The sequence below is a fragment of the Paenibacillus tyrphae genome, assembly GCF_027925525.1.
Taxonomy (GTDB): domain Bacteria; phylum Bacillota; class Bacilli; order Paenibacillales; family NBRC-103111; genus Paenibacillus_G; species Paenibacillus_G tyrfis_B.
In genome coordinates this window covers 120,641-140,927 of the sequence record NZ_BSDJ01000018.1, presented here as the reverse complement: position 1 = coordinate 140,927, position 20,287 = coordinate 120,641, and the positions used below count along the sequence as shown (strand labels likewise).

The following is a 20,287-nucleotide window of genomic DNA, read 5'->3' as shown; positions in this document are numbered from 1 at the left end:
CTCAACAGGCTAAGGCGCTAACCACGTTAGCGCCTGTTTTCGTAAAGGTATCGGATTTATACACGCAACGCCTCAATAGTGACAGACGTTTAGCAGCCGGCCGTCAACGTCGCGGAAGTCGAAGGTGGCCATATCGCCATAATGGCGGATCGGGCCGGGATCGGCGCCGCGCTCTGTCAGATGCTTGTGGGCTGCATCGATATCAGGCGTGTAAAAGTTGAAGATCGGATGCTCCTCCTCCAGCACGGCGGCGTCGATCAGCGTAAGGGGAGTGCCGCTTCCCGCGTGGAAGGTCGCTGCGCCCCGGGAACGGTATCCCGGCGTCAATCCGAGCTTCTCCCCGTACCATTCGATAGACCGGTCGAATTCCTCGGCGATTAGAAACACGGTATCCATCCGGCTGAACAATTCGGACATGTCATTTCCTCCTTTGATATTCGTCGATAAATTGCAGCTTATGATAGCGGTTCATCCGGCGCTGTATCAGCTCGCCATGACGGTTGCGCAAATCGAGGTGATGCACCATGATTTTTTCGGTGCTGGCTCCGGCGAAATGTGTAACGAATGCGCGCCGGAAGCGGTACTTGGTCACATTCGGGTTGGAGCCGTGCAGAATGTTTCCGCCGAACACGACGGCATCCCCCTGCCTTGTCCGCACATGGGCCACTTCGTAGTCGCGGGGCACCGATACCGCCTGCCCGTAAACGGACGCGTGACCTGGAATTTTCGGCGGAAGCAGCCCCAGATGCTGCGTTCCCGGCACGAAACGAAGTCCGCCGTTATCCGGATCGGTGTCATCCAAGGAAATCCATACGGCACAGGTCGTACCCGGATACACCCCGATATCGTAATTATCCTGATGAAACGGAAGCGCCGCCGCCCCCGGGGGCTTGAAAAAGCAACCGGTTCCGATGGCCAGCGCCTCTTCGCCGATGATCTGCTCGACGAGGTCGAACTGACGCGGATCGGTCATAACGCCGAGCAGGCACTCGCTGGTCAGATGCACGTCGCGCAGCGGAGGAAACAAGCTGTCGAGCGGCCGCTTCGGCTGCTGCACAATGGAGCCCGCGACGATGCGGTCGAGCCAAATTTTGTCCAGCTCTTGCTTCATCTCTTCCGTCTCCTGCCGGGTATACAGCCCTTGAATCACCGCATAACCGTTTGTGTCAAAAAACGCTCGCTCATCGGTTGTCATCCATCTGGTCATCCTTCTTCCCTGCCTTGTCCCATATTCGGATTTCGGCCCGCAGCCGTTTGTTCCACTATAAGTGAAACGAAAGCGCTTGCCTCGGCGTTTGTTGCCGGGCCGTCCGGGGTTTGTTGCGGAGTGCGGCGATGCACAGCGAACGCCGAACAGTCGGCCAACTTACGCCTATTGATGCGCTTGCTCCCGTGCTAAGATGGCACAAGATGAAGCCTTGAGCGATCAAAAGGAGCGAAGCTATGCGGAAAGCATTGGATGTCAGAAGCTTGACGAAACGGTACAAGGTCCCGGTGAAGCAGGAAGGGATTAGAGGCTCGCTGCGCGGTATTCTTCGTCCCGAATACCGGGTGAACGAAGCGGTCAAAGGCATCGATATCGGCATTGAGCCGGGCGAAACGGTCGGTTTCATCGGACCGAACGGGGCGGGGAAAACAACCGTACTGAAGATGTGCTCGGGCATTCTGTCCCCCACGTCGGGTTACGTGCGCATACTCGGGCATGAGCCTTCGCTGCGGAAACGGGAATATTTGCGGCAGATCAGCTTTGTGATGGGCCAGCGCAGCCAGTTGTGGTGGGACATTCCGGCGATCGATTCGTTCACGCTCAACCGGGATATCTACGAAATCCCGGAGAAGCGTTTTCGGCAAAGGGTGAACGACTTGTCCTCCGCACTGTCGGTCCGGTCGCTGCTGAGCGTGCCGCTGCGCAATTTGTCGCTTGGCGAACGGATGAAGATGGAAATCATCGGCTCGCTGCTACACGATCCGAAAATCGTATTTCTCGACGAACCGACGATCGGACTCGATCTGACCTCGCAGCGGAGCTTGCGCAGCTTTGTCGGCGAATACAGCCGAAGCGGCGCGACGACGATTATGCTGACCAGCCATTACATGGAAGATATTGTTACGCTTTGCCGTCGTATTATTGTCATTAGCGAAGGCCGGATCGTCTACGACGGCAGCCTGGAGGAGGCCAAACGCCGGATGGGCGGAGGGCAGATCGTCAAGGTCCGCTTCGCCTCGCTTCCGGAAAAGGAATGGCTGGATCAGCGGCGGGATGTTTTGGTGTCTTGCCGGGATTACGATTTTACCTTTCGGCTGGAACGGGAGCGGGTACCGGATTTCATCGCCTCGACCGGGCGCTGGATGCCGGTGGATATCAGCGTCGAGGAGCCGCCCATCGAAGATACGATCGAGCGGCTGTACGGGAAGGAGATTCCGCATGCGGAGGTTACGTAAATACGGGACTGTCTGGCTGCTTACCGTGCAGGATGCGATGACGTACCGGTTAAATTTTGTCATAAGCTGGCTGATCAATCTGTATACGCTTCTTATCCCGCTGGCGATGTGGGCGATGATTTTCCGCGAAACGCCGGACATTGCCGGCTACAATGCCCATTCCATGACGCTATACCTCGTCGTTATCGCGCTGTTGAAATACGTCGTCCTGGCGGACGGCATCCATTATACGATTGCCGGCGATATCGAGAGCGGCAAGCTGAATCAGTATTTGAACAAGCCGGTCCATTATTTCGCGTATATGTTTTTCGTCAATGCGGGACGCCGAAGCATTCAGTTTGCGCTTCTGTTCATCCCGCTTGTCGTGCTGCTGCCCGGATTGACGGCGGGCGGTTTGCTCGCTCCCGATGCGCTTCCGAAGCAGCCGGGCTGGGTGATCGTGAGCGCGCTGCTCGGGCTTGCGATCAGCTTTCTGATCTTTTACTGCCTGGGCTTGGTGGCTTTTTGGTTCGTGCGGTATCATGTGCTGTTTATATTTTTCAGCAATGTTTACTGGTTTTTGAGCGGTATGTGGTTCCCGCCGGATGTGTTTACATCGCTGGAATGGCTTTTCCGTCTCGTTCCATTTCCGTATCAAGTGTATTTTACCGCGAAAATTTGCACGAACGGGCTCACCGAGCGGCAGATTGTGGAAGGGATCGGCTGCCAACTGCTGTGGATCGGCATATTATCGGCCGTCTCGTATTGGATCTGGCGAAAAGGCGTGAAAAGTTATCAGGCGGTGGGAGGATGAACGCGTGAGAAGGTACGGGAGAGTCTATTTGACGTTTTTGCGAATCGCGCTAATTCGGGAAATGCAGTCGCCGCTCCATTTTGTATTTTGGGGCGTCGGGATGTCCGTGAATTTCGGCTTGTTCGTCTATTTTTACCGGACGATTTACGGCCATGTGGATGCTATTGCGGGGTGGACCAAGTATGAAATGCTGTTTTACCGGGGATTCGCCGAGCTGTTCTTTACCTTGTTTCTGATGCTCGCGATCAACAACCTCCAGACGCTTCCCGAAAAAATTACGACGGGCCGGCTCGATTTCGTTCTGCTAAAGCCGATCCACTCCCAGTTCATGGTTTCGCTATCGGACCCGCATCTGGGCTTTGCGCTCAATCTCGTATCGGCGCTGGGCATGATCCTCTACAGCTCCGCGCATATCGGCTGGGAGGGCGATTGGTTTCGGCTCGGAGGGGCGCTGCTGTTTACCGCTATCGGCCTCGTCATGCTGTACTCGGTGTGCATGGTGATCGTAACCTTGTCGATGTGGGTCCAGCGGGCGGAGTTCGTCAATCAGGTGTTTTTTTCACTGTTCGGTTTTTTGTTCGTACCCTCCACGGTATACGGGGGCGTCTCGCGGATCGTCTTTTCCTACGCGCTGCCGGTTCTGTTCGTGTTTACGGTTCCGGTCGGCCTGCTGCTGGACAAAGGGTCTGCGGAGATGCTGGTCACCACGCTGCTGCTTGCGCCGGTATGGTTTGCGGCCAGCTGGTATTTTTGGCGGACGTCCGTCCGCTTTTATACGAGCGCGGGCTCGTGATCGAAAGGGCAAGCAAGAACGAACATAAGGCTGCCGACCTGCTCGACAGCCTAAGTTTGCGTATGGGCGTCCTGTCGCGTCAATTCCGATTAATTCGCGCAGCGTTTATCCGCCCCAAGGTGCTTGGCGATGCACAGTGAACTGCAGAACCATTCCCCGTAATAATGCCAATTCGGTTCCCCGGCATAAATCGGGTTCGCGCATCGGACATAAGCGCAATCCGCCACCTGCGTCGGGTAATCGGCCTGCCGGTCGGGCAGCCCGATCTCAAAGCGATCGAATGGATACATGAACGACCGTTCCTCCTTTATTTGTGCTGCCTTTAGCATACGATCGCCGAAACGTAAGGGCTCGCGTTTTGTTGTCGGATTGTCGGGCGAATTTGCGCTTAATAAAGGGGAATATGAAGAAAATATGTCAAATTAACACTAAAGATTAGCAACAAATGCAGATCGTTCCTAAATTTGCCTGTTGTAAAATGAAACAAAATCATGGTCAGGGGAAGGAGCGATTTACTTGAGTATGTTATTCATATTTCCAAAACCCGGTGATTGCGAAGAAAGCAGCAAAATTATGAGTCAGCTCTCCCATAAGACACAGCTGGTCATTACGGGATGCTTTCAAGAAGTCGTGAAAATTGCAACTGCACGTCGCTACCATTTGATAGCGTTTTTAACCTTCGACGACGCATTCCCGGCTTCATGGTATGTCCACGAACTTGTGACGAACCACAGTCCAACCATGATCTTGACCAAGGTCAGAGAATCTCACATTCAATTGGTTAACGATTGGATGCAGAGGATGGCCCCCTGTCCCGAGTGCGTCGAGGAGCATTCGTTGTTCGACGAATCTTTGAAATATATCGATCAAAACCTTTGTGAAACCGACCTATCGCTTCAAACGGTGTCTGATCATATTTTTGTAAGCAAATATCATTACTCAAGAGTGTTTCAGAAAAAAACGGGGGTTGGTTTTAAGGAATACATTATGAGCCGCAGAATCGAAAAGGCTAAAAAGCTGCTGATTAAAGGAGAGTCGGTGACGAACGTCTGCTATTCGGTCGGCTACAACGACTTGACGCATTTTTCTCGAATATTCAAGCGTTTGGTCGGTATCAGTCCGTCCGCTTACCGCAAAACCATTTTCGAGCCGGCGCCGTCCCTGCCGATGAGTATTCCATCAAAAGCCTACACCGGTTAATGCGGGAGCCGAACGTTAATTCTGCCTAAGGAGGAGCTTAAACATGAAGCCCGAACGAGAGACCGGGGATGCCGGCTACATCGAACTGGAAGAGGCGATACGCGAGGAAGCCGAACGTACGGACGCCGTCTCGGACACCCCGGACGCGGAGACGGAAGTTCCGCGCGATCCTTACTTTTACAGCAGTCCGTTCCATATGGTGCATATGTCCTTCTTCTATTCGGCGGGGCAGTATCACCCCATTTCGTTAGGAGGTTTAGCCGTCATGGCCGCAAAAATCAAGTGGGACGCCCGGTATTTCATTTTATTGTTTTTAATTAGCTTTGTCTTTGCAGGACAATTTTTTCTCGGCTTTTTCCAGCGATGGGACAGCTTCTTCGCGTCCGTTCTCAGCGCGGTGGCAACCGAGCTTCTTTTGGCGAGGATTGTTCTAAAAAAATGGATGTTTCCGTTAAGCGCTATCATTTCCGGCATCGGCCTCAGTTTGCTGCTCAGCTCCTATTTGGTTTGGCCTTATGTGCTGGCCGCCGTCCTGGCGATCGTCATGAAATATGTCATACGCATCGGAGGCAGTCATGTGTTCAATCCGAACAACATCGCCATCGTGTTTCTGCTGTTTGTGCTGCCCCAATATGCGGTCAGCACGCCGAAGCAGTGGACGAACGGCATCGACGTGATGATCTTAATCCTTGTCCTGGGCTTTATCGCAGCGGGCGTGGCCAAGCGTTTGGACACGGTGCTCGCGTTCGTGCTCAGCTTCGTGCTGTTCGCGGCCTTGCGCCATTACCTGTTCGGCGAGCCGATTTATTACGCCTTCGGACCGATGCTCGGCGCGTCGTTTCAATTGTTCACCTTTTTCATGATCACCGATCCGAAGACGACGGCTCCTCGCCCGGCGGCACGGATGACGGCGGCGTTTCTGATTGCGTTCGTCGACGCGCTGTTCCGCCTTCAGGCGGTTACGAATTCGTTGTTTTATGCGGCGTTTATTGTGACCGTGCTGTACGGCATTCCGTACCGTCTCCTATCGCTGAAGCGCCGTAACAAGTCAATAAACGCATAGGAGGGCAGGCTCGTGCGATTTTTTCATGCGATGGATTTGCGGCCTTATTTCAACAACCGGGGATTTACTTATGAATCCCGGTGCGAGGAAGGCAGGCTCACTATGGGTTCCTCTTCGTTTCCGGCAGAATCGATCCGGTTTGGCCGAATGTACCGGTTCGACGGCATTCCGTTCCGGTATCAGACGACCGAGGACGGAGACAATATCGAAACGTCCGGTCAAACGGTCGCTTTGCCGTGGATGCCCGGAACGCTTGACTGCGTTCATGCGCTGGGCGTTTCGGCGAACGGGGATTCGTTCGACCGCATTTCTTTTGTCGCGGGGGATCGGCTGCTTCATACGGCGCGCCTGGCGCTGACAGATTTCGTGTCCGACCGCCCGGCTTTCGGCGACCGCTTGGCGATGACGCTTCCATACATGCACATGGTATCGGGCCGATATGCGCATGTCCGGCCGAATCTGTGGATCTGTTCGATTCCGTACCCCGGGGAAACCGGGGCGGCGCGCGCTCTTGTGTTCGAAGACAATCCTTCCATGCATATTTTTGCAATGACGCTGGAATACCGGAGGAGTCCGAATGGATTACGCACCGTATATTCATAACTATCACAATTGTATGCAAATTATTGTGGCCGCCATGCTGAAACGGCTCGGCGTCCCGACGGAGCTCGTATGGAATCAGGCGGGATTCGGATATAAAGACGAAGGAGACTACGTTATCGTCGATCCGTACTATACGCCGGTTCGGCGGCAGTTGGCCGACGATCACGGAATCGATTGGGTCGAAACCTGCAGTCCGGACGCCGGCGATCTGGCCGTCCTGCTTGACGAATGGCTGGCGTTGGGAAGAACGGCGGGCGTCATCTCGGACATGTATGAGCTGCCGTACCATGCGTATTACCGGCAAGCGCACGATTCGCATGCGGTCGAGGTGATCGGAACGGCACCGGGCGGTTACGTCGTATGCGATCATTATTATCAGTATGTCGGGCCGATTTCCAGACGGGATCTGCTCGCTGCGATGGAGTCGTACCAATCGAGATACGGCGGATATAAGGATTTGCATTTGTTTTATTTGGCCTGGCAGGCGGAGCAAAACTGCACCGGAGCTTCATTTGACCACCGCAGGGCGATTCAGCGAAACGTCGATGCGATGCAGGGGCGTCCGCCTGAGGTGGATTTGGACGAAACGATGCGGCACGGGCTGCCGGCGATTCCGGTTTTTGGGGAAAAGCTGATGCAGCTGCTGGAAACCGAGAGCGAATGGCTCGACCTGACGCACAAAATGATTAAGGAAGTTTCGTTCACCCGGTATCATTTTCATGTGTTTCTCGGGTTGTGCGGACTGCCGGGGCTCGCCGGAAAAGCGTTGGAGGCTTCGCAGCACTGGCAGGTGATGGGCAATATGGTCGCCAGGGGACTGCTGCGCAAGGAAGCGAAGTCGCTGCGCGACCGGATCGAAGGCCGCTTTGCGCGATTGCTGGAGGCGGAAGCGGACCATACGCAGGCGTTGGCCGGGTGGCTGCTGGCCCATCCCGATTGGCGCATGTCGGAGCGCTAGGCGGGGCGGCAAAAAAGAAGCGAAGTTTTGAACGGGCGTCAAACTTCGCTTCTTTTTTTGTGCGCGTTCGATTGGAGCTGCTAGTGATACCAGCCCAGCTTGAAGCCCCAGCTGCCGATATCCAGCGCCCGGGCCAGGCCCCAGTAGTATATGAAATAGGCGCCCCCGATGAAGAGCGCGACGGAGCTGACCAGTCGCGGCTGGTGGGGGCGCTGTGCCGCCCAGCGGAGGAGCCGGCTGCCGAAGGCGTAGACGAGGCCGAGGAACAAGAGCACCATGAAGGCGATTTGGCCCAGTCCCTGCACGCCCATGGCGAGTGAAGCGTAGAGCGGATTGCCGGATGAAGCCGCATAGACGAGAAAGTCGCGAAAGACGGGAAACGGCCGGCCGATGGAGAAAATGCCGACCATCGTTCCCATGATCCCCGCCTGAGTCAGCGGCCGGGCGAAGAACGAACGAACGCCGGCTGGAAGCCGGGATTTCAGTCCGTCCATAAATCCGAAGGCAAGCGCGCCCCAAGCGACCATAACGATGCCAAGCGACGTAAACGTGATCTGGGCCCGCCCCAGGCGAACGCTGCGATCCGTAAACGCCTCGATGCCGGCTGCGCCAAGGCTGCCGATGTACAAGCCGTACAGCAGGCAGACTGCGACGACGGCAAAGGCAAACACGCCGAAGGCCCGAAGCGCGGCCGATCGGGATAATCGGCGGTCTGCGCAGGCCAGACCGGGAATCATCGCGAACACGACGCAATTGCAAGCAGTAAAAGTAGCAGCCAAGCCGGCGACGGATGCGAACAGGAAGCCGAAGCCGAGTCCGCGTTCTCCGTAGGAGCCCGCCAGCTCGGACGTTTTCCCGATCGTGTGGCCGGCGACGATTTCGTTGCCGAAGCCGTCCACGAGCTTATAGTTCCAGAACCCGGCGATGAGGACGCCGACGGCGATGCCTATCAGCGCCCAATAGATTCGTTTGCGCATCGGATATCCTAAGGCAAGCGAAACTTCCGTATCGGCCGTTATTGCGTTTCGTTCGTTCATGTGGCTTAGTTCCTCCATTTCCATGAGTGGTTGTGCAGGTGAAACGATGCCCGTTCTCTTTCCATGATACGTGGCGCGACGGGCTTCTTCTCTGCTTTACTTGAGTTCACGCATTTCGTTCGTTTCGCAGTTTGGAGGCCGCAGCTACCGGTGAACGGCAAAAGCCGAGCGGCCTCCGCCGAAGCGTGTTACCCTGAACCAAACCAATGTGCAAAAGGAGGCTGACATGAACTGCAAGCTGCGTCTGTCTTGCCAAGTTTCCGTCTGGGGTGACCGGACGGAGGAAGCCATCCGTTTCGTTGCCGGGTCAGGCTGCCCGGCTGTCGAAATCGGAGGCCCGCATCTTATGTCGTACGAGCACCGTCTGTCCGAGCTTCAGCAGCTGTTGACCCGGTACGGCACTTCGGTATCCGGCGTTTACGAATTCGGTCATTTTGAGAATTGGCGCGGGCGGCGGGCGATCTATACGCATCACGAACGCTTGGGCCGGCTCATGAAGCAAGCGCGTATTCCGATGGCTGTGCTTGGTCCCGGCATCCGGTATAACAGAAACCGCACACCCGAAGGAAGGCAAAAACTGCTTCGTATGATCACAGAAATCGCTGCCAGATACGAGATGCATGGGGTTCGCGCTGCCATTCATCCGCACTGGGGCCACTGTATTTTTGACGGGGAAGATATCGAACTGGTCATGAATGAAGGTCCGCCGGAGCTCGGTCTTGTGGTGGATGTCGTGCATACGGCGGAAGCGGGGCTGGATCTTTACGGACTGCTGGAACGTTATGGATCACGCATCCTGGGGATTCATGTAAAGGATTACCAAACGATCGCTCCGCCACCCCCCGGCAGATTTCGACGGAGGACGCGGTACAGCCCGCCGGGCCTCGGAGAAGGCAATATTCGGGTGCTCAAGGACTTCCTGCGAAAAATACGCTACGAAGGCTGGGTCGTGCTCGAAGCGGACGAATCCGGGGAAGATCCGGAAATTTCCGTATCGGCGGCGCTCAACTACTGGCGGGAATCGTGCCTGATCGGGAGGGGAGAGGGATGAGAATCGTCGTCGACTTGGACGGAACGATCTGCGAGCTCAAGAGGCCGGAGCAATCGTACGGCGACGTCCTTCCGCTGCCGGGAGCCGTGGCTGCACTTCAAAGACTGAAGGCCGAAGGGCATGAAATCATTATTCATACGGCCCGCAACATGAAGACGCAGGGCGGCAACGCCGGTAAGGCCGTCGCCCATATCGGAGCGCTTACTCTGGCGTGGTTGGACAAGCACGAGGTGCCGTACGACGAGATCGTCTTCGGCAAACCTTACGGCCACGTTTATATCGACGATCTGGCGCTGACGTTTCGCGACTGGTCTTCCGTCATGACCAAACTGGAGCAGAACGGGGGGAGGCTGTGAATATTGTCATACCGATGGCCGGGAGGGGAAAAAGATTCCGCGAGGCCGGCTTTACCGTGCCGAAGATGCTTATTGAGGCGGCGGGGAGGCCTATGCTCTATTGGGCGCTGGACAGCCTGAAACCGCACGTGAATCTCGACAGCGCCATATTCGTCTGCTTGGCCGAGGATGCCGAGAGCTACCCGCTGCGCCGGACGGTGCTGGACTATTCCCCGTCTGCCCGCATCATCGAGCTGGAACGGGCGACAGGCGGGCAAGCTTTGACGGTGCTGGAGGCGAAGCCGTTTCTGAACCCGGACTGTCCGCTGCTCATTTATAATTGCGACACGTATATGCGCATGAACCCGTCCGTTCGCTTCGAGCGAACGGCAGGGATCGACGGCGTTATTCCCGTTTTCCGCTCGCAGGCTCCGGAGCTCAGCTACGTGCAGGTCGACGAAGCCGGCATCGTAACGGCGGTGCGGGAGAAAGAAGTCATTTCGCCCTATGCGACGGCAGGCTTGTATCATTTTGCCGACACGCGGCATTTTGTCGAAGCGGCAGAAGAAGCGCTGGGGCGCAAACAGACCGTAAACGGCGAATATTACGTGGCTCCCCTTTATCATGAGCTTATCCGCAAAGGACACCGCTTCCGGATCGAACCGGCTGAGGCTTGTTATCCGATCGGAACGCCAGGGCAGCTGCAAGCTTTCGAACGTTCCGTCTACGAATTAACTCGGGAAGGTGAACGCCAGAATGACGAATATTTTTTTCGGGCTTAGCGGGGGACTTGGCCCTCTGATGCGGAATGCACCGACCGCAGAACGTTTCATCCAATCGGGGGCCTCGGTGTACATGTCCATCTACGGCGAGAGCAGCATGACGTGGGTAGAACGTCTCGGATACAAGCTTCTGATCGACGACGATCCGACGATGCCCAATCCGGACAAGCTCATTCCCCCGCAGCCGGCGATCTACGACTTGGACCACTATTATGCGCAGATGGGATTGCTCGACGAGCGGTTCGCGGAAGCATGGATTCGCCAGCGCATCCGCATGCTGGAGAGCATCGGAGCGGACCTCGTTATTGCCGATATGAGCCCCCATACGCTGATTGCCGCCAAGGTGCTCGGGATTCCGTCCGTTTCCATCACCCAATCGTGCTTTCACCCGGATGGAAAACCGCTGTATTTTTGGGGGACGCCGCCCCGTAATTTGCCGAAGGTGACGCCGGTCATGAACCGGATTCTGCATACGTTCGGCCTGCCGGCAGTGGAGCGGATGGAGGAACTGTTCCGGGCGGATGTCGATATCGTGCCGGGCATTCCCGAGATGGACCGCATTTACAATAACCGGGTCCGTTACGTCGGTCCGATCTCAATGAATATGCCTGTCTCCGTGGGCACGGAACCGGAGAAAAACTTCCGGCGGCCTGCCGTGCTCGTCTATCCGGGCAGGCTGACCGACTCGGCGGGCGATTCCGGCATGTATCTGGTAAAGGCGGTGTTAAGCGCCTTCGCCGAAACCCCTGTCTTCGTCGTTATCGCGACGTCGGAAGCGCTGCCGGAGGCATGGCTCGCCAGCCTGCCGTCCAACATCCGGATCGTTCCTTTCGTGGAGGAGGAGCGGGTCGGCGAGTTCGATCTGTTCATTCATCATGGCGGACACGGCAGCTGTATGTCGTCGATTGCAAGGGGAGTCCCTTCGCTGATCATTCCGACGCACACGGAGCGGGAATTCAACGCCAGGCATTTGCACGAGCTCGGCATCGGCGAGTATATGATGCCGCGTTCGTTCAGTCCCTCCCACTTGTACGATCTGTCGAAGTACATTATGCAGGACGAATACCGCGACCATGCCAGGGACCTGCAAAAGCTGCTGGAAAAGCGCGGGTACCAAGGCGCGCTTTCGGTATTCGAGTGCGCGCAGCAGCTGCTTCGGGGCACAAACCGCTCAACCGCTCGTTGAAGCGGGTTGCATATTATTTTGAAACGAAAGGTGGATCACCATGAAGCCGATTATAGAGACGGTCAAAGAAACGCTTAGCGCCTATTTGTCCATTAAGCCGGAGGAAATCGGGGATGAGGACCGGTTGTACGAGAGTCTGGGCATCGATTCGGCGGCGATCGTTTCGCTGCTGCTCGAATTGGAGCAGGCGTGCGGCGTCGCGTTCGATCTGGAGGAGCTGACCCCTGAACATTTGGCGTCGGTCCGAAGCCTGTCCTTGACGATCCAGGCACTGAAAGACGACGAATAAGCAGGGAACCGAATAGGGGGAGAGGAACGATGAAGCTGCTAATTTTGGGCGGAACCGTATTTCTGGGCTATCACTTGGCGCAATCCGCGCTGCGGTCCGGTCACGAGGTCACGCTGTTCACGAGAGGAATAACGAACCCGGAAGTACTCCCGGAAGCGGAGAAGCTGAGGGGAGACCGCGATGGGGATCTGTCCGCTTTAAAGGGACGACGGTGGGACGCCGTCGTCGACACGTCGGCCTACGTGCCGAGAATCGTCAAACAGTCGGCGGAACGGCTGGCCGATTGCGTGGAGCATTATACGTTCGTCTCCAGCATTTCCGTTTACCGGGATTTCAGCAAGCCTGGCGTTCACGAAGGCGATCCGGTCGGAGAATTGGACGATCCGGCGTCGGAGAATGTCCGCAAGCATTACGGCGAGCTGAAGGCGCTGTGCGAACGGCAACTGGAGGAGTTGATGCCGGGACGGGCGTTGAACGTCCGCTCCGGGCTGATCGTCGGTCCTCAGGACCCGACGGACCGGTTTGCGTACTGGCCGATCCGCATTCGCAAGGGCGGCCGGGTATTGGCCCCGGGCCGTCCGGAAGCCCGGTTGCAGTTCATCGATGTTCGCGATTTGAGCGATTGGATCATTCGAATGGCCGAGGCCAAGACGGCCGGCACGTTCAACGCGGTAGGCCCGGCGGAGCCGCTTATGATGCACAGGCTGCTTGAGGCTTGCGCACGGGTGACAGAGAGCGATCCGGAGCTCGTTTGGGTCGGCGACGAGTTTTTGCACAGCCGTGGGGCAAGCCCGTGGGACGAAATTCCGCTGTGGTTTCCGGTGCATGCGGGTCTGGAAAGCTTTGCCCATTATATGAACATCAGCGTGGAAAAAGCGCTTGCCGCCGGTTTGACGTTCCGCACGCTCGAAGATACGATCGCAGCTGCGCTGGAATGGTGCGATGCCCGCCCGCCGTCTCCGGGCTACAGCATGGGTCTCGACCCGGACAAGGAAGTTCGCTGGCTGGCGGAATGGGATGAGCTGAGGTAATAACGCGAACAGCCTGTTTTCCTAAGCGGAAGCAGGCTGTTTTGTCGTTGCGAGAGAAAAGGCTTGCAGGAGCTAGCTCGAGCTTGTTGAGAAAGTGGTCTAAGCAAAAATAGAGAAACATACGGAGGTGGGGTATCCACTGGAGAAGCGATAGCGGCCGCCTTTGTCTTCGGGAAATGTCCGCTATTAAGCGGCTTGCAAACAAATTTCCCGAAGACAAGAGTGGTCGGAAGTGGATACCCCACCCCCTCGTTACCTCTATAATCCCGTTTGACCACTTTCTCAACACTCTGAGGCTTGCAGGAGCTAGCTCCCGCAAGCCGGATCGCTGTTCCCGGGGAAGGTGACGTAAATCGGATTGAACGCTTCCCGGATGTAGATTTTCGGTCCCGTTTCGCCGCAAATGACATAGTGCTTGTACGGCAGTCGAACCGTCTGGCTGTCCAGCGGACGCTCTTCGGCGCCGTACCCCAGCAGCTTGCGGTACGCCGCCAGCTTGAACGACATCAGCAATTTGCCGAGCGGAATTTTGTGATTTTGTAACTGGCCAAGGAACAGCTCCATTCCGTCGATCCGCGCCACGACATAGTTGCGTGAAACCCACTGCCCGTTCGGCGTTTCCAGCTCGGAATACCGCTCGAATAAAACGGTTTCCGGCTTCGCCTCAAGCAGGTCGCAGATACTGCCGTCGATGCTTTCTCCGCGCACCGTCTGTTGTCCGATCACCCGGACGCCCAGCTCCGTCCCCAGCATGCTTTCCAGAAGCAGCGTCGTCGAACCGTCACTGCGCAGCAGCATGCGGGAGGCCGTATCATTCGGCAAATCGGTCGTCATTCGGCATACCCTCCGTTCGTTTCTCCATATTTGTTCGTTTTGCGAAGCAGCAGCAGCCCAAGGTGCGACAGCGGGCCCGCTTGAAGGAGCAGGACGCAGTCGCCGGGCTGAAACGAATGGCCGTCCTCCGCCTCCTTCAGGGAAAGCAGGCAGTCGCTGCCGAGCAGGTTACAGCCTGCCGCATACGTCCGGCGGTAAACGGGATAAGGCAGCAGCCTCTCCACGTAACGGCGGAACGTCGAGCTTAGCGTCTGCGGCACGGCCAGCACGATCCGTCCGGCGTCTGCGGCGTTGCGCCGCAGCAGGACCGAGACGGCTTGACGGCATCCGGCGAGCAGCCGTCGTTCGTGCCGGCGGTAGTCGGCTTCCGGCCACCGGTACGGATCGTCCGAGGAGAGCGGCCAGCCGTCCGCTATCGCATCGACCACGGCCCAGTCGCCGCCGGCGGTCGAAAGGAGACAAGCCGCCGCCGCATCTCCCTTCGGATCGGCGTCGAACCAATAGCGGGGATGCGGGGGGCACAGCCGGTCGGCGGTGACGAAGAGCGATTCCGCAGCAGCCTGCCCGGGAGCGGAAGGATGGAGCGTCTTCACCAGCTCCAAAGCGCCCGGCAGCGTACAGGAGCCGCAACGGCTCAATGCGAACGGCAAGAGCCGTTTCAGCTTGAGCGTTTTTTTGACATAGAGACAAGGGGTCAAATAAAAATTAGGTTCCGTCGTTTCGTGGCCGTATACGAGATAACGGCATTTCTCTCGCGCTTCGGGGGCGGTCTCCAGCAAAGCGCGGAGCGCCTCCGTTCCCATATGCGCCGCCGATTCCGCACGGCTGACCGGAACCGGCCTCGCTTTTAGTTCCCAGGGAATTTGTTCAAGGAACGTATGTTCCTGTTGGTTCATTCCGTATTGTTCGTACAGCGCCAGCAGCGGTTCTTCAGGCGGAAAACGCGTCACCTGCGTTACCTGTGGCACGCCTCCGGCCAGCAGCAGATCCGGCTGCTCTTCATAGAAGGGATATGGCGTGATGTGAGATAAGTACCAGGTCAAGGCCGATCCTCCTGTATCGTTCCGAATCGTTCCGAAATCGTGCTGAGTCTTGCTCTCAATGACGGAATAACGTGCAACCGAAGGTGCTCCCCATGCCTACCGTCAGCGTAGCGAACAGATCGCCCGGCTGCAGCATCCCATGCCGCAGGGCGTGTTCGGCGTTCAACAACGGATCTGCATTATGAGCATGTCCGATTTCCGCCATCGTAGGGAAATAAAACCTCTCAAACGGAATCCCCGAAGCGTCGGCAACCCGCTGCCACGTCCCCCGGTTGACATTCGCCGGAAATACGTACCGCAGCCGCTTCGCCGTTACTCCCGCTTGATGCAATACGTCGCGGAGCGCTTTGACCAGACCAACCGTAAACGTATTCTGAAACCAGGCGTACTCCTCCAGAGAAGCCTGCATGCTGTTGTATACGGAAGCGTTGGACTGCACGGCCGAGCCGACGATCCGGTTGCAGGTCGCAGTCTTCGTAACGACGGCCGCTGCGGCAGCGTCGGCCGATACCGTGCTGTCCTGCAAATAGCGGCTCCTCGGCAGCCCCATTTTGTCTGCGGCCAATACGAGAACGCCGCTCCCGTGCCGTTCCGTCCAAAGGCGGGCCAAACGGAACAGGAAGTCCAGCGAAGCGCAGTTAAGCTGCGATACGAACCGGACCTCCGCCCGCTCCATACCCCACTTGCGCTGCATGCCTGCGAACGGATCGAACAGATACGGAACGAACGCCGGAAACGTAGACGTGCACAAGATGAGCCCGATCTCACCCGCCAATTCCGCCCTCCCTTCGAACAAAAGGTCGACGGCGACGCCGATCATTTCGTGGACCCGGAGCTTGTTCTCGACCGCAATGCGGCAAAGGCCGTGCGACTGGATCAGGACGCGCAGCTCGGCGTCGCTGATTTCCAGCGCCTCCCGCAGCTCGGACAGGGATGGACGTTCCGCGGGTATGTAACCGGCGACATGCGATAATCCGGCCACCGGCATCTCTCTCCCTTCTGCGGATAGACTGTCCTTAACGTAACGCGGGGGCCGCCGTTTTGTACATAAATCCGGCGTGTACCGTGCGTGGATGGCAGGTGGGCGGGCGGGCCCAACGAAAGCCGAGAGGACGGAACACGCCGCTTCTATAATGATGGGTAAGCGACCAACAAGGGGGGAACGGATATGGGAGAACTAATGCGGCTTTTGGGGCAGACGGCGCCTTTGGAAAAGATCGCGCTTGCGGAAGGAAACGAAACCGTCACGTACGGGCAATTGGCGGAGCGCATCGGAATCGTCCGGAGCGAGCTTCCTGTTGCCGGAACGGAATTGGGACCCGTCGGCCTTGTGATGAATCAAAGCGTGGACTCGGTCATTCTTCTCTTAAGCTGTCTCGATGGGGGCGTCGCTGTGCTTCCTGTTGACGACCTGCAGACAACATCCGATTTGGCCAGAATTGGCGCGGCCGGCCGTGTTGCCTGCTGGATCGCGTCTGAAGATCGAGCGCAGGGCGGTGCGAATATCGCGGAAACGGCTCCGGTGGTCCCGTATTCCAGGCTGCTGGCCCCCGGTAAAACGACAGGGGACGAGCTTGACGGAAAGCGGGAGCCGGGAGGACAGAAAGCGGGCGGCGGAAGCGGCGGACCAGGTCGCAAGGAAGAGCCGGGCGAAGCGCCTGCCAGCTTGTATCTGCTGAGCTCAGGGTCGACCGGCCTGCCCAAACTGGCCTGTCTGCCGATGCAAACGCTGCTTCGGGAAGGGCGCAAATACCGCGATTGGTTCGGATATCGTCCGGACGATTCGCTGGTTGCGACCGTTCCCCTGCATCATTTGTACGGTTTGACGGGAGCGCTATTCGGCTCGCTGACCGCCGGGGCGACGCTGCACATTTGCCGGCATCCGACTCCCCGCAAGGCGGCCAATTTGCTTCGCGCCTGCCAAGGCACGGTGCTGCTCGGGGTTCCTTCCTTTTATCATCTTTTGTGCATGTCCCGCCACATTGGCCAAGGCCATGCCGGACGGCTCCGCTTTGCCATCTCCGCGGGAGGGGCGCTCGCGCCGGACACGGCCGAGGCATTTGAAGGCAAATTCGGCAAGCGGGTGCTGCAATTGTACGGAAGTACGGAGACCGGGGCGGTTGCGGCGGAGCATCCGCATCGTCGTCACCGGAAAGGAAGCTGCGGCTATTTGCTGCCCGGGGTGGAAGTGCGAATGGAAGCCGACGGCAGGCTTGCCGTCTGCAGTGCGAGTCTCTTCGGGGGATACGTTGCCGGCTCCGGGAAGGAATGTCCTGTTCAAGAAGGATGGTTTGTAACGGACGATCTGGCGACGATCGAGGAGCAAGAGCTGACGGTCATCGGAAGGGTGCCCCGGCACATCAATGTAGCCGGTCGCAAAGTGAATCCGAAGGAAATCGAAGATGTGCTCAAGCACATGCCTCGGATTCGAGAAGCCAAGGTGGCCGGGCGTCCGGACGAGCTGCAAGGGGAAATCATTGTCGCGTGGCTGACGGCGGATGACGGAGTGAGCGTCAAGGCCGTACGCGATTATTTGAAAACACAGTTGGCCGCTTACAAAATCCCGCACGAGATTCATTTGGACGGTGCTTTGCCGAGCTGGAAGGAACGGTACGTCTGCGAGGACGAACAGGAGGGGGCGGGGCAGGAATGAATTCGAGCCAACGCGATGTGGTGTGGAAGAGCATGAAGCGGATTTTGGCCGGCTGCGGGGCGGAGGAAAGCGTTCTTACGGAGGAGAGCTGCATCGGAGATCCCGAGCTGGAGCTCTCCTCCGTACGGTTCATCCAAGCAATGGTCGAGTTGGAAAACGCTTTCGAAGTGGAATTGGACGTGCGGAATGTATGGAACGGGGACCGGAGGCCGCTTTCGGAGCTGCTCGACTATATTGAAGCGGCGCTGCCGGAAGCGGGGGCGTGACAAGGGTTTGTTTTTCCGTCCCCGAGCTTTTCGTGTACGTTCCTTCCGGCACCGCGGCCGTGGAGGACGTGGCGCAGCAGCTGCGGCAAGACGGATTCCCGTTCCCCCCGGAGGACGTGGCGCGCTTTCGCGGGCGGTACGGCTTCGACCGGGTGCCGGTTGAACACTCGAAACGGCTCGGCGGAATGCTCGCCGAGGCGTGCGGACCGCTGCTTGTCCGGCTTCGGCGGCAGGGGCGGCCGGTTGATCGGATCGTCATCGCCCGGACGCTGGACTTGTCCTGGCATGACGAGCACGCGCTGCGGGAGTTGCGGGATGCGCCGGAGATCGGCGATACGCCGGTGTTCGCCTTGTCGCAGCACAACTGCGCTACCGTGCATCTTGCGATGCAGGCGGCAGGGCAATTGCTGCATGCGGGAAGTGCGGAAGGCATCGTGCTCGTTACGGCCGATAAAGCATTCCATCCCGCGCTTAAGCGGCTGCCCCATTCGCTGCTCGGGGACGCGGCGTGCGCCTGCTACATGACCCGGGAGACAGGACCGCACCGGACGTTTTACTTGCGCAGCGTCTTCGACGCAGGCATGGATGCCGGACTGCATTCTCAACCGGAGAACGTCAAATGGTTTCAGACGACGTATCATTTTGCGATCCGTCAGCTGATTCGCACGGCGCTGCGGGAATGCGGGCTGACCGTCGGCGACCTCCGGTTCATCTTCGGGAGTAACGTCAATCGCACGACATGGGAGGAGGTAGCTTCCATGCTGCCTTGCGACAACGGGCTGTTTTATACGGATACGATAGCGAAGGTCGGCCATTTGCACGGCTCCGATCTCTGGTATAACGTGCACGACGCGGTCCTTCGCGGGAAACTCTGCCGGGGGGACCGGTATATGACGGTGTCGGTCGGACTGGGAAGCTTCGGTTGTGCCGTGCATCAATATTAATGCGGAAGGAGAAGTCAGCATGACGGTCTATCTGTCGTCGCCCGACATTGCGGTTCCTGCCGGTCGGGACGTTCCATCTCCGGCTTCCGGCCTGGCGGCTGATCCCGCGATCGGGTATGCGGAGGCCCTTCATCGCATCGAAGGAGTACCGTTATCCGACGCCGCCGGGCATCCCTGCGCGGGCGTCCCTGCCTTCCAGGGAAGCGTAGCCGAGCTGACGGCCGGTCTGCTGGCCGGGGCGGCGGCCGGACACCCCGCCCCCGCTTATTTGTGCTGGGCCCACGAAACGTCCGCTCCGCATCCTGCCACGCTGCCCGCGATACAGATGGCGCAGGCTTTGCGCCTGAAAGCTGGCCTGCCGTTTGGCGTCGGACAGCAGGGCAGCTTGGCGACGGTATCCGCAGCGGAGCTGCTCGCCGCGTTTCTCGGCGCGGAGGGGAAGCGGCACGCTTTGCTTGTGGCGGCGGACTGCGTCAAGCCGCCGTTCTGCCGCCGTTTTCATCGCGCGTACCCGAAGGGAGATGCGGCGGCGTGCTGGGTGTTGTCCGCGGAGCCGCCGGGGGATTACCAGTGGGCCGGGACGCGTTATGCGCTGTGCCGACCGCTCACGCAGCCGCCTTTCAAGTGGGAGCGCCGGCATTTCGAAGCGGCTGAGCGCCAAGTAACGGAGGCGGCGCTGCGGCTTGCGGCGGGGCTGCGGGAAGGCGATGTCCGGCGCAGTTGGCTGGTTGCGCAACAGGTGAGCGCTTCGTTTCTCCGGGAAATACGGAACGCCGTTCGCCAAGACGGGCGCATTCGCTTGTTCGAGAGGGCGGCATGGAGCGAGGCGAATTTGCTGTGCGCCGATCCGCTCGTTTCGCTTCACGGGCTGGAGGAGAGCGGAGAGCTGAAGCGGGGAGACCGGGTCTGTCTGCTGTTCGCCGGATTGGACTACGGGGCGGCTGCGATCGATCTGCAATACTTGAAAGAAAGCGGATGGTGAGC

24 protein-coding genes are annotated in these 20,287 nt (G+C 58.1%); 17 read left to right on the top strand and 7 right to left on the bottom strand.

Going from position 1 to position 20,287, the window contains the following annotated elements:
* Positions 1–72: 72 nt before the first annotated feature.
* Positions 73–417, bottom strand: a complete 345-nt coding sequence (locus QMG93_RS21620) for a VOC family protein (RefSeq protein ID WP_281940098.1) — start codon at positions 415–417, stop codon at positions 73–75.
* Between the two features lies 1 nt (position 418).
* Complete coding sequence (locus QMG93_RS21615; RefSeq protein WP_281940096.1) at positions 419–1,207, bottom strand: phytanoyl-CoA dioxygenase family protein; 789 nt, start codon at positions 1,205–1,207, stop codon at positions 419–421.
* A gap of 236 nt (positions 1,208–1,443) precedes the next feature.
* Here QMG93_RS21615 and QMG93_RS21610 point away from each other — a divergent pair, with 236 nt between their 5' ends.
* The 3 genes from QMG93_RS21610 to QMG93_RS21600 are packed head-to-tail and all read left to right on the top strand — an operon-like array spanning position 1,444 to position 4,028.
* The gene (locus QMG93_RS21610; protein WP_281940094.1) at positions 1,444–2,442 is read left to right on the top strand and encodes an ATP-binding cassette domain-containing protein; all 999 of its coding nucleotides are present in this window, start codon (positions 1,444–1,446) and stop codon (positions 2,440–2,442) included.
* Entirely contained in the window at positions 2,426–3,235 is an 810-nt protein-coding gene (locus QMG93_RS21605; RefSeq protein ID WP_281940092.1) for an ABC transporter permease, read from the top strand. The genes QMG93_RS21610 and QMG93_RS21605 overlap by 17 nt, the downstream gene beginning before the upstream one ends.
* A gap of 4 nt (positions 3,236–3,239) precedes the next feature.
* Complete coding sequence (locus tag QMG93_RS21600) at positions 3,240–4,028, top strand: ABC transporter permease (protein ID WP_281940090.1); 789 nt, start codon at positions 3,240–3,242, stop codon at positions 4,026–4,028.
* Between the two features lie 89 nt (positions 4,029–4,117).
* Here QMG93_RS21600 and QMG93_RS21595 read toward each other — a convergent pair whose 3' ends face one another.
* Positions 4,118–4,318, bottom strand: coding sequence for a hypothetical protein (locus QMG93_RS21595; protein ID WP_054976766.1), 201 nt, complete (start codon positions 4,316–4,318; stop codon positions 4,118–4,120).
* A 232-nt stretch (positions 4,319–4,550) separates the two neighbouring features.
* Between QMG93_RS21595 and QMG93_RS21590 the strand changes: the two genes are divergently transcribed.
* From QMG93_RS21590 to QMG93_RS21575, 4 genes are read left to right on the top strand one after another with little or no spacing between them, the layout of a single operon-like run.
* Positions 4,551–5,228, top strand: a complete 678-nt coding sequence (locus QMG93_RS21590) for a helix-turn-helix transcriptional regulator (RefSeq protein ID WP_281940109.1) — start codon at positions 4,551–4,553, stop codon at positions 5,226–5,228.
* Positions 5,229–5,271: 43 nt separating this feature from the next.
* Positions 5,272–6,291, top strand: coding sequence for an RnfABCDGE type electron transport complex subunit D (locus QMG93_RS21585; protein WP_281940088.1), 1,020 nt, complete (start codon positions 5,272–5,274; stop codon positions 6,289–6,291).
* Between the two features lie 12 nt (positions 6,292–6,303).
* A complete protein-coding gene (locus tag QMG93_RS21580; protein WP_281940086.1) occupies positions 6,304–6,894 on the top strand; it encodes a hypothetical protein in 591 nt (196 codons plus the stop codon).
* The gene (locus tag QMG93_RS21575) at positions 6,869–7,852 is read left to right on the top strand and encodes a BtrH N-terminal domain-containing protein (RefSeq protein WP_281940084.1); all 984 of its coding nucleotides are present in this window, start codon (positions 6,869–6,871) and stop codon (positions 7,850–7,852) included. The genes QMG93_RS21580 and QMG93_RS21575 overlap by 26 nt, the downstream gene beginning before the upstream one ends.
* 80 nt (positions 7,853–7,932) lie before the next feature.
* On the opposite strand, the gene QMG93_RS21570 is transcribed toward QMG93_RS21575, so the two are convergent.
* Positions 7,933–8,889 (bottom strand): hypothetical protein, encoded by a 957-nt coding sequence (locus tag QMG93_RS21570; protein WP_281940082.1) that lies wholly within the window; start codon positions 8,887–8,889, stop codon positions 7,933–7,935.
* 226 nt (positions 8,890–9,115) lie between these two features.
* On the opposite strand from QMG93_RS21570, the gene QMG93_RS21565 reads away from it, so the two are divergent.
* Genes QMG93_RS21565 through QMG93_RS21540 form a run of 6 tightly spaced genes read left to right on the top strand, consistent with a single transcriptional unit; the run spans position 9,116 to position 13,563 of the window.
* Complete coding sequence (locus QMG93_RS21565; RefSeq protein WP_281940080.1) at positions 9,116–9,940, top strand: sugar phosphate isomerase/epimerase family protein; 825 nt, start codon at positions 9,116–9,118, stop codon at positions 9,938–9,940.
* Positions 9,937–10,296, top strand: coding sequence for a capsular biosynthesis protein (locus QMG93_RS21560; RefSeq protein WP_063181605.1), 360 nt, complete (start codon positions 9,937–9,939; stop codon positions 10,294–10,296). Before QMG93_RS21565 ends, QMG93_RS21560 begins: the two co-directional genes overlap by 4 nt.
* Entirely contained in the window at positions 10,293–11,057 is a 765-nt protein-coding gene (locus QMG93_RS21555) for a glycosyltransferase family 2 protein (protein ID WP_281940076.1), read from the top strand. The genes QMG93_RS21560 and QMG93_RS21555 overlap by 4 nt, the downstream gene beginning before the upstream one ends.
* On the top strand, positions 11,032–12,243 hold the full coding sequence (locus QMG93_RS21550) for a glycosyltransferase (RefSeq protein ID WP_281940074.1): 1,212 nt from the start codon (positions 11,032–11,034) through the stop codon (positions 12,241–12,243). Before QMG93_RS21555 ends, QMG93_RS21550 begins: the two co-directional genes overlap by 26 nt.
* A gap of 40 nt (positions 12,244–12,283) precedes the next feature.
* A complete protein-coding gene (locus QMG93_RS21545) occupies positions 12,284–12,532 on the top strand; it encodes an acyl carrier protein (protein ID WP_281940072.1) in 249 nt (82 codons plus the stop codon).
* A gap of 29 nt (positions 12,533–12,561) precedes the next feature.
* The gene (locus QMG93_RS21540) at positions 12,562–13,563 is read left to right on the top strand and encodes an NAD-dependent epimerase/dehydratase family protein (protein ID WP_281940070.1); all 1,002 of its coding nucleotides are present in this window, start codon (positions 12,562–12,564) and stop codon (positions 13,561–13,563) included.
* 306 nt (positions 13,564–13,869) lie between these two features.
* Here the strand turns inward: QMG93_RS21540 and QMG93_RS21535 are convergent, their stop codons facing one another.
* Genes QMG93_RS21535 through QMG93_RS21525 form a run of 3 tightly spaced genes read right to left on the bottom strand, consistent with a single transcriptional unit; the run spans position 13,870 to position 16,422 of the window.
* Positions 13,870–14,397, bottom strand: a complete 528-nt coding sequence (locus QMG93_RS21535; protein ID WP_281940068.1) for a hypothetical protein — start codon at positions 14,395–14,397, stop codon at positions 13,870–13,872.
* Complete coding sequence (locus tag QMG93_RS21530; RefSeq protein WP_281940066.1) at positions 14,394–15,440, bottom strand: hypothetical protein; 1,047 nt, start codon at positions 15,438–15,440, stop codon at positions 14,394–14,396. The genes QMG93_RS21535 and QMG93_RS21530 overlap by 4 nt, the downstream gene beginning before the upstream one ends.
* Before the next feature lie 55 nt (positions 15,441–15,495).
* Positions 15,496–16,422, bottom strand: a complete 927-nt coding sequence (locus QMG93_RS21525; RefSeq protein ID WP_281940064.1) for a 3-oxoacyl-[acyl-carrier-protein] synthase III C-terminal domain-containing protein — start codon at positions 16,420–16,422, stop codon at positions 15,496–15,498.
* Between the two features lie 186 nt (positions 16,423–16,608).
* Between QMG93_RS21525 and QMG93_RS21520 the strand changes: the two genes are divergently transcribed.
* Genes QMG93_RS21520 through QMG93_RS21505 form a run of 4 tightly spaced genes read left to right on the top strand, consistent with a single transcriptional unit; the run spans position 16,609 to position 20,285 of the window.
* Positions 16,609–18,093, top strand: coding sequence for a class I adenylate-forming enzyme family protein (locus tag QMG93_RS21520; RefSeq protein ID WP_281940062.1), 1,485 nt, complete (start codon positions 16,609–16,611; stop codon positions 18,091–18,093).
* Positions 18,090–18,359 (top strand): hypothetical protein, encoded by a 270-nt coding sequence (locus tag QMG93_RS21515; protein ID WP_281940060.1) that lies wholly within the window; start codon positions 18,090–18,092, stop codon positions 18,357–18,359. The genes QMG93_RS21520 and QMG93_RS21515 overlap by 4 nt, the downstream gene beginning before the upstream one ends.
* Positions 18,356–19,303 carry a 3-oxoacyl-[acyl-carrier-protein] synthase III C-terminal domain-containing protein gene (locus QMG93_RS21510; protein WP_281940058.1) on the top strand — a complete coding sequence of 316 codons (948 nt, stop codon included), beginning with the start codon at positions 18,356–18,358 and terminating at the stop codon, positions 19,301–19,303. The genes QMG93_RS21515 and QMG93_RS21510 overlap by 4 nt, the downstream gene beginning before the upstream one ends.
* Positions 19,304–19,322: 19 nt before the next feature.
* On the top strand, positions 19,323–20,285 hold the full coding sequence (locus QMG93_RS21505; protein ID WP_281940056.1) for a hypothetical protein: 963 nt from the start codon (positions 19,323–19,325) through the stop codon (positions 20,283–20,285).
* Positions 20,286–20,287 lie beyond the last annotated feature (2 nt).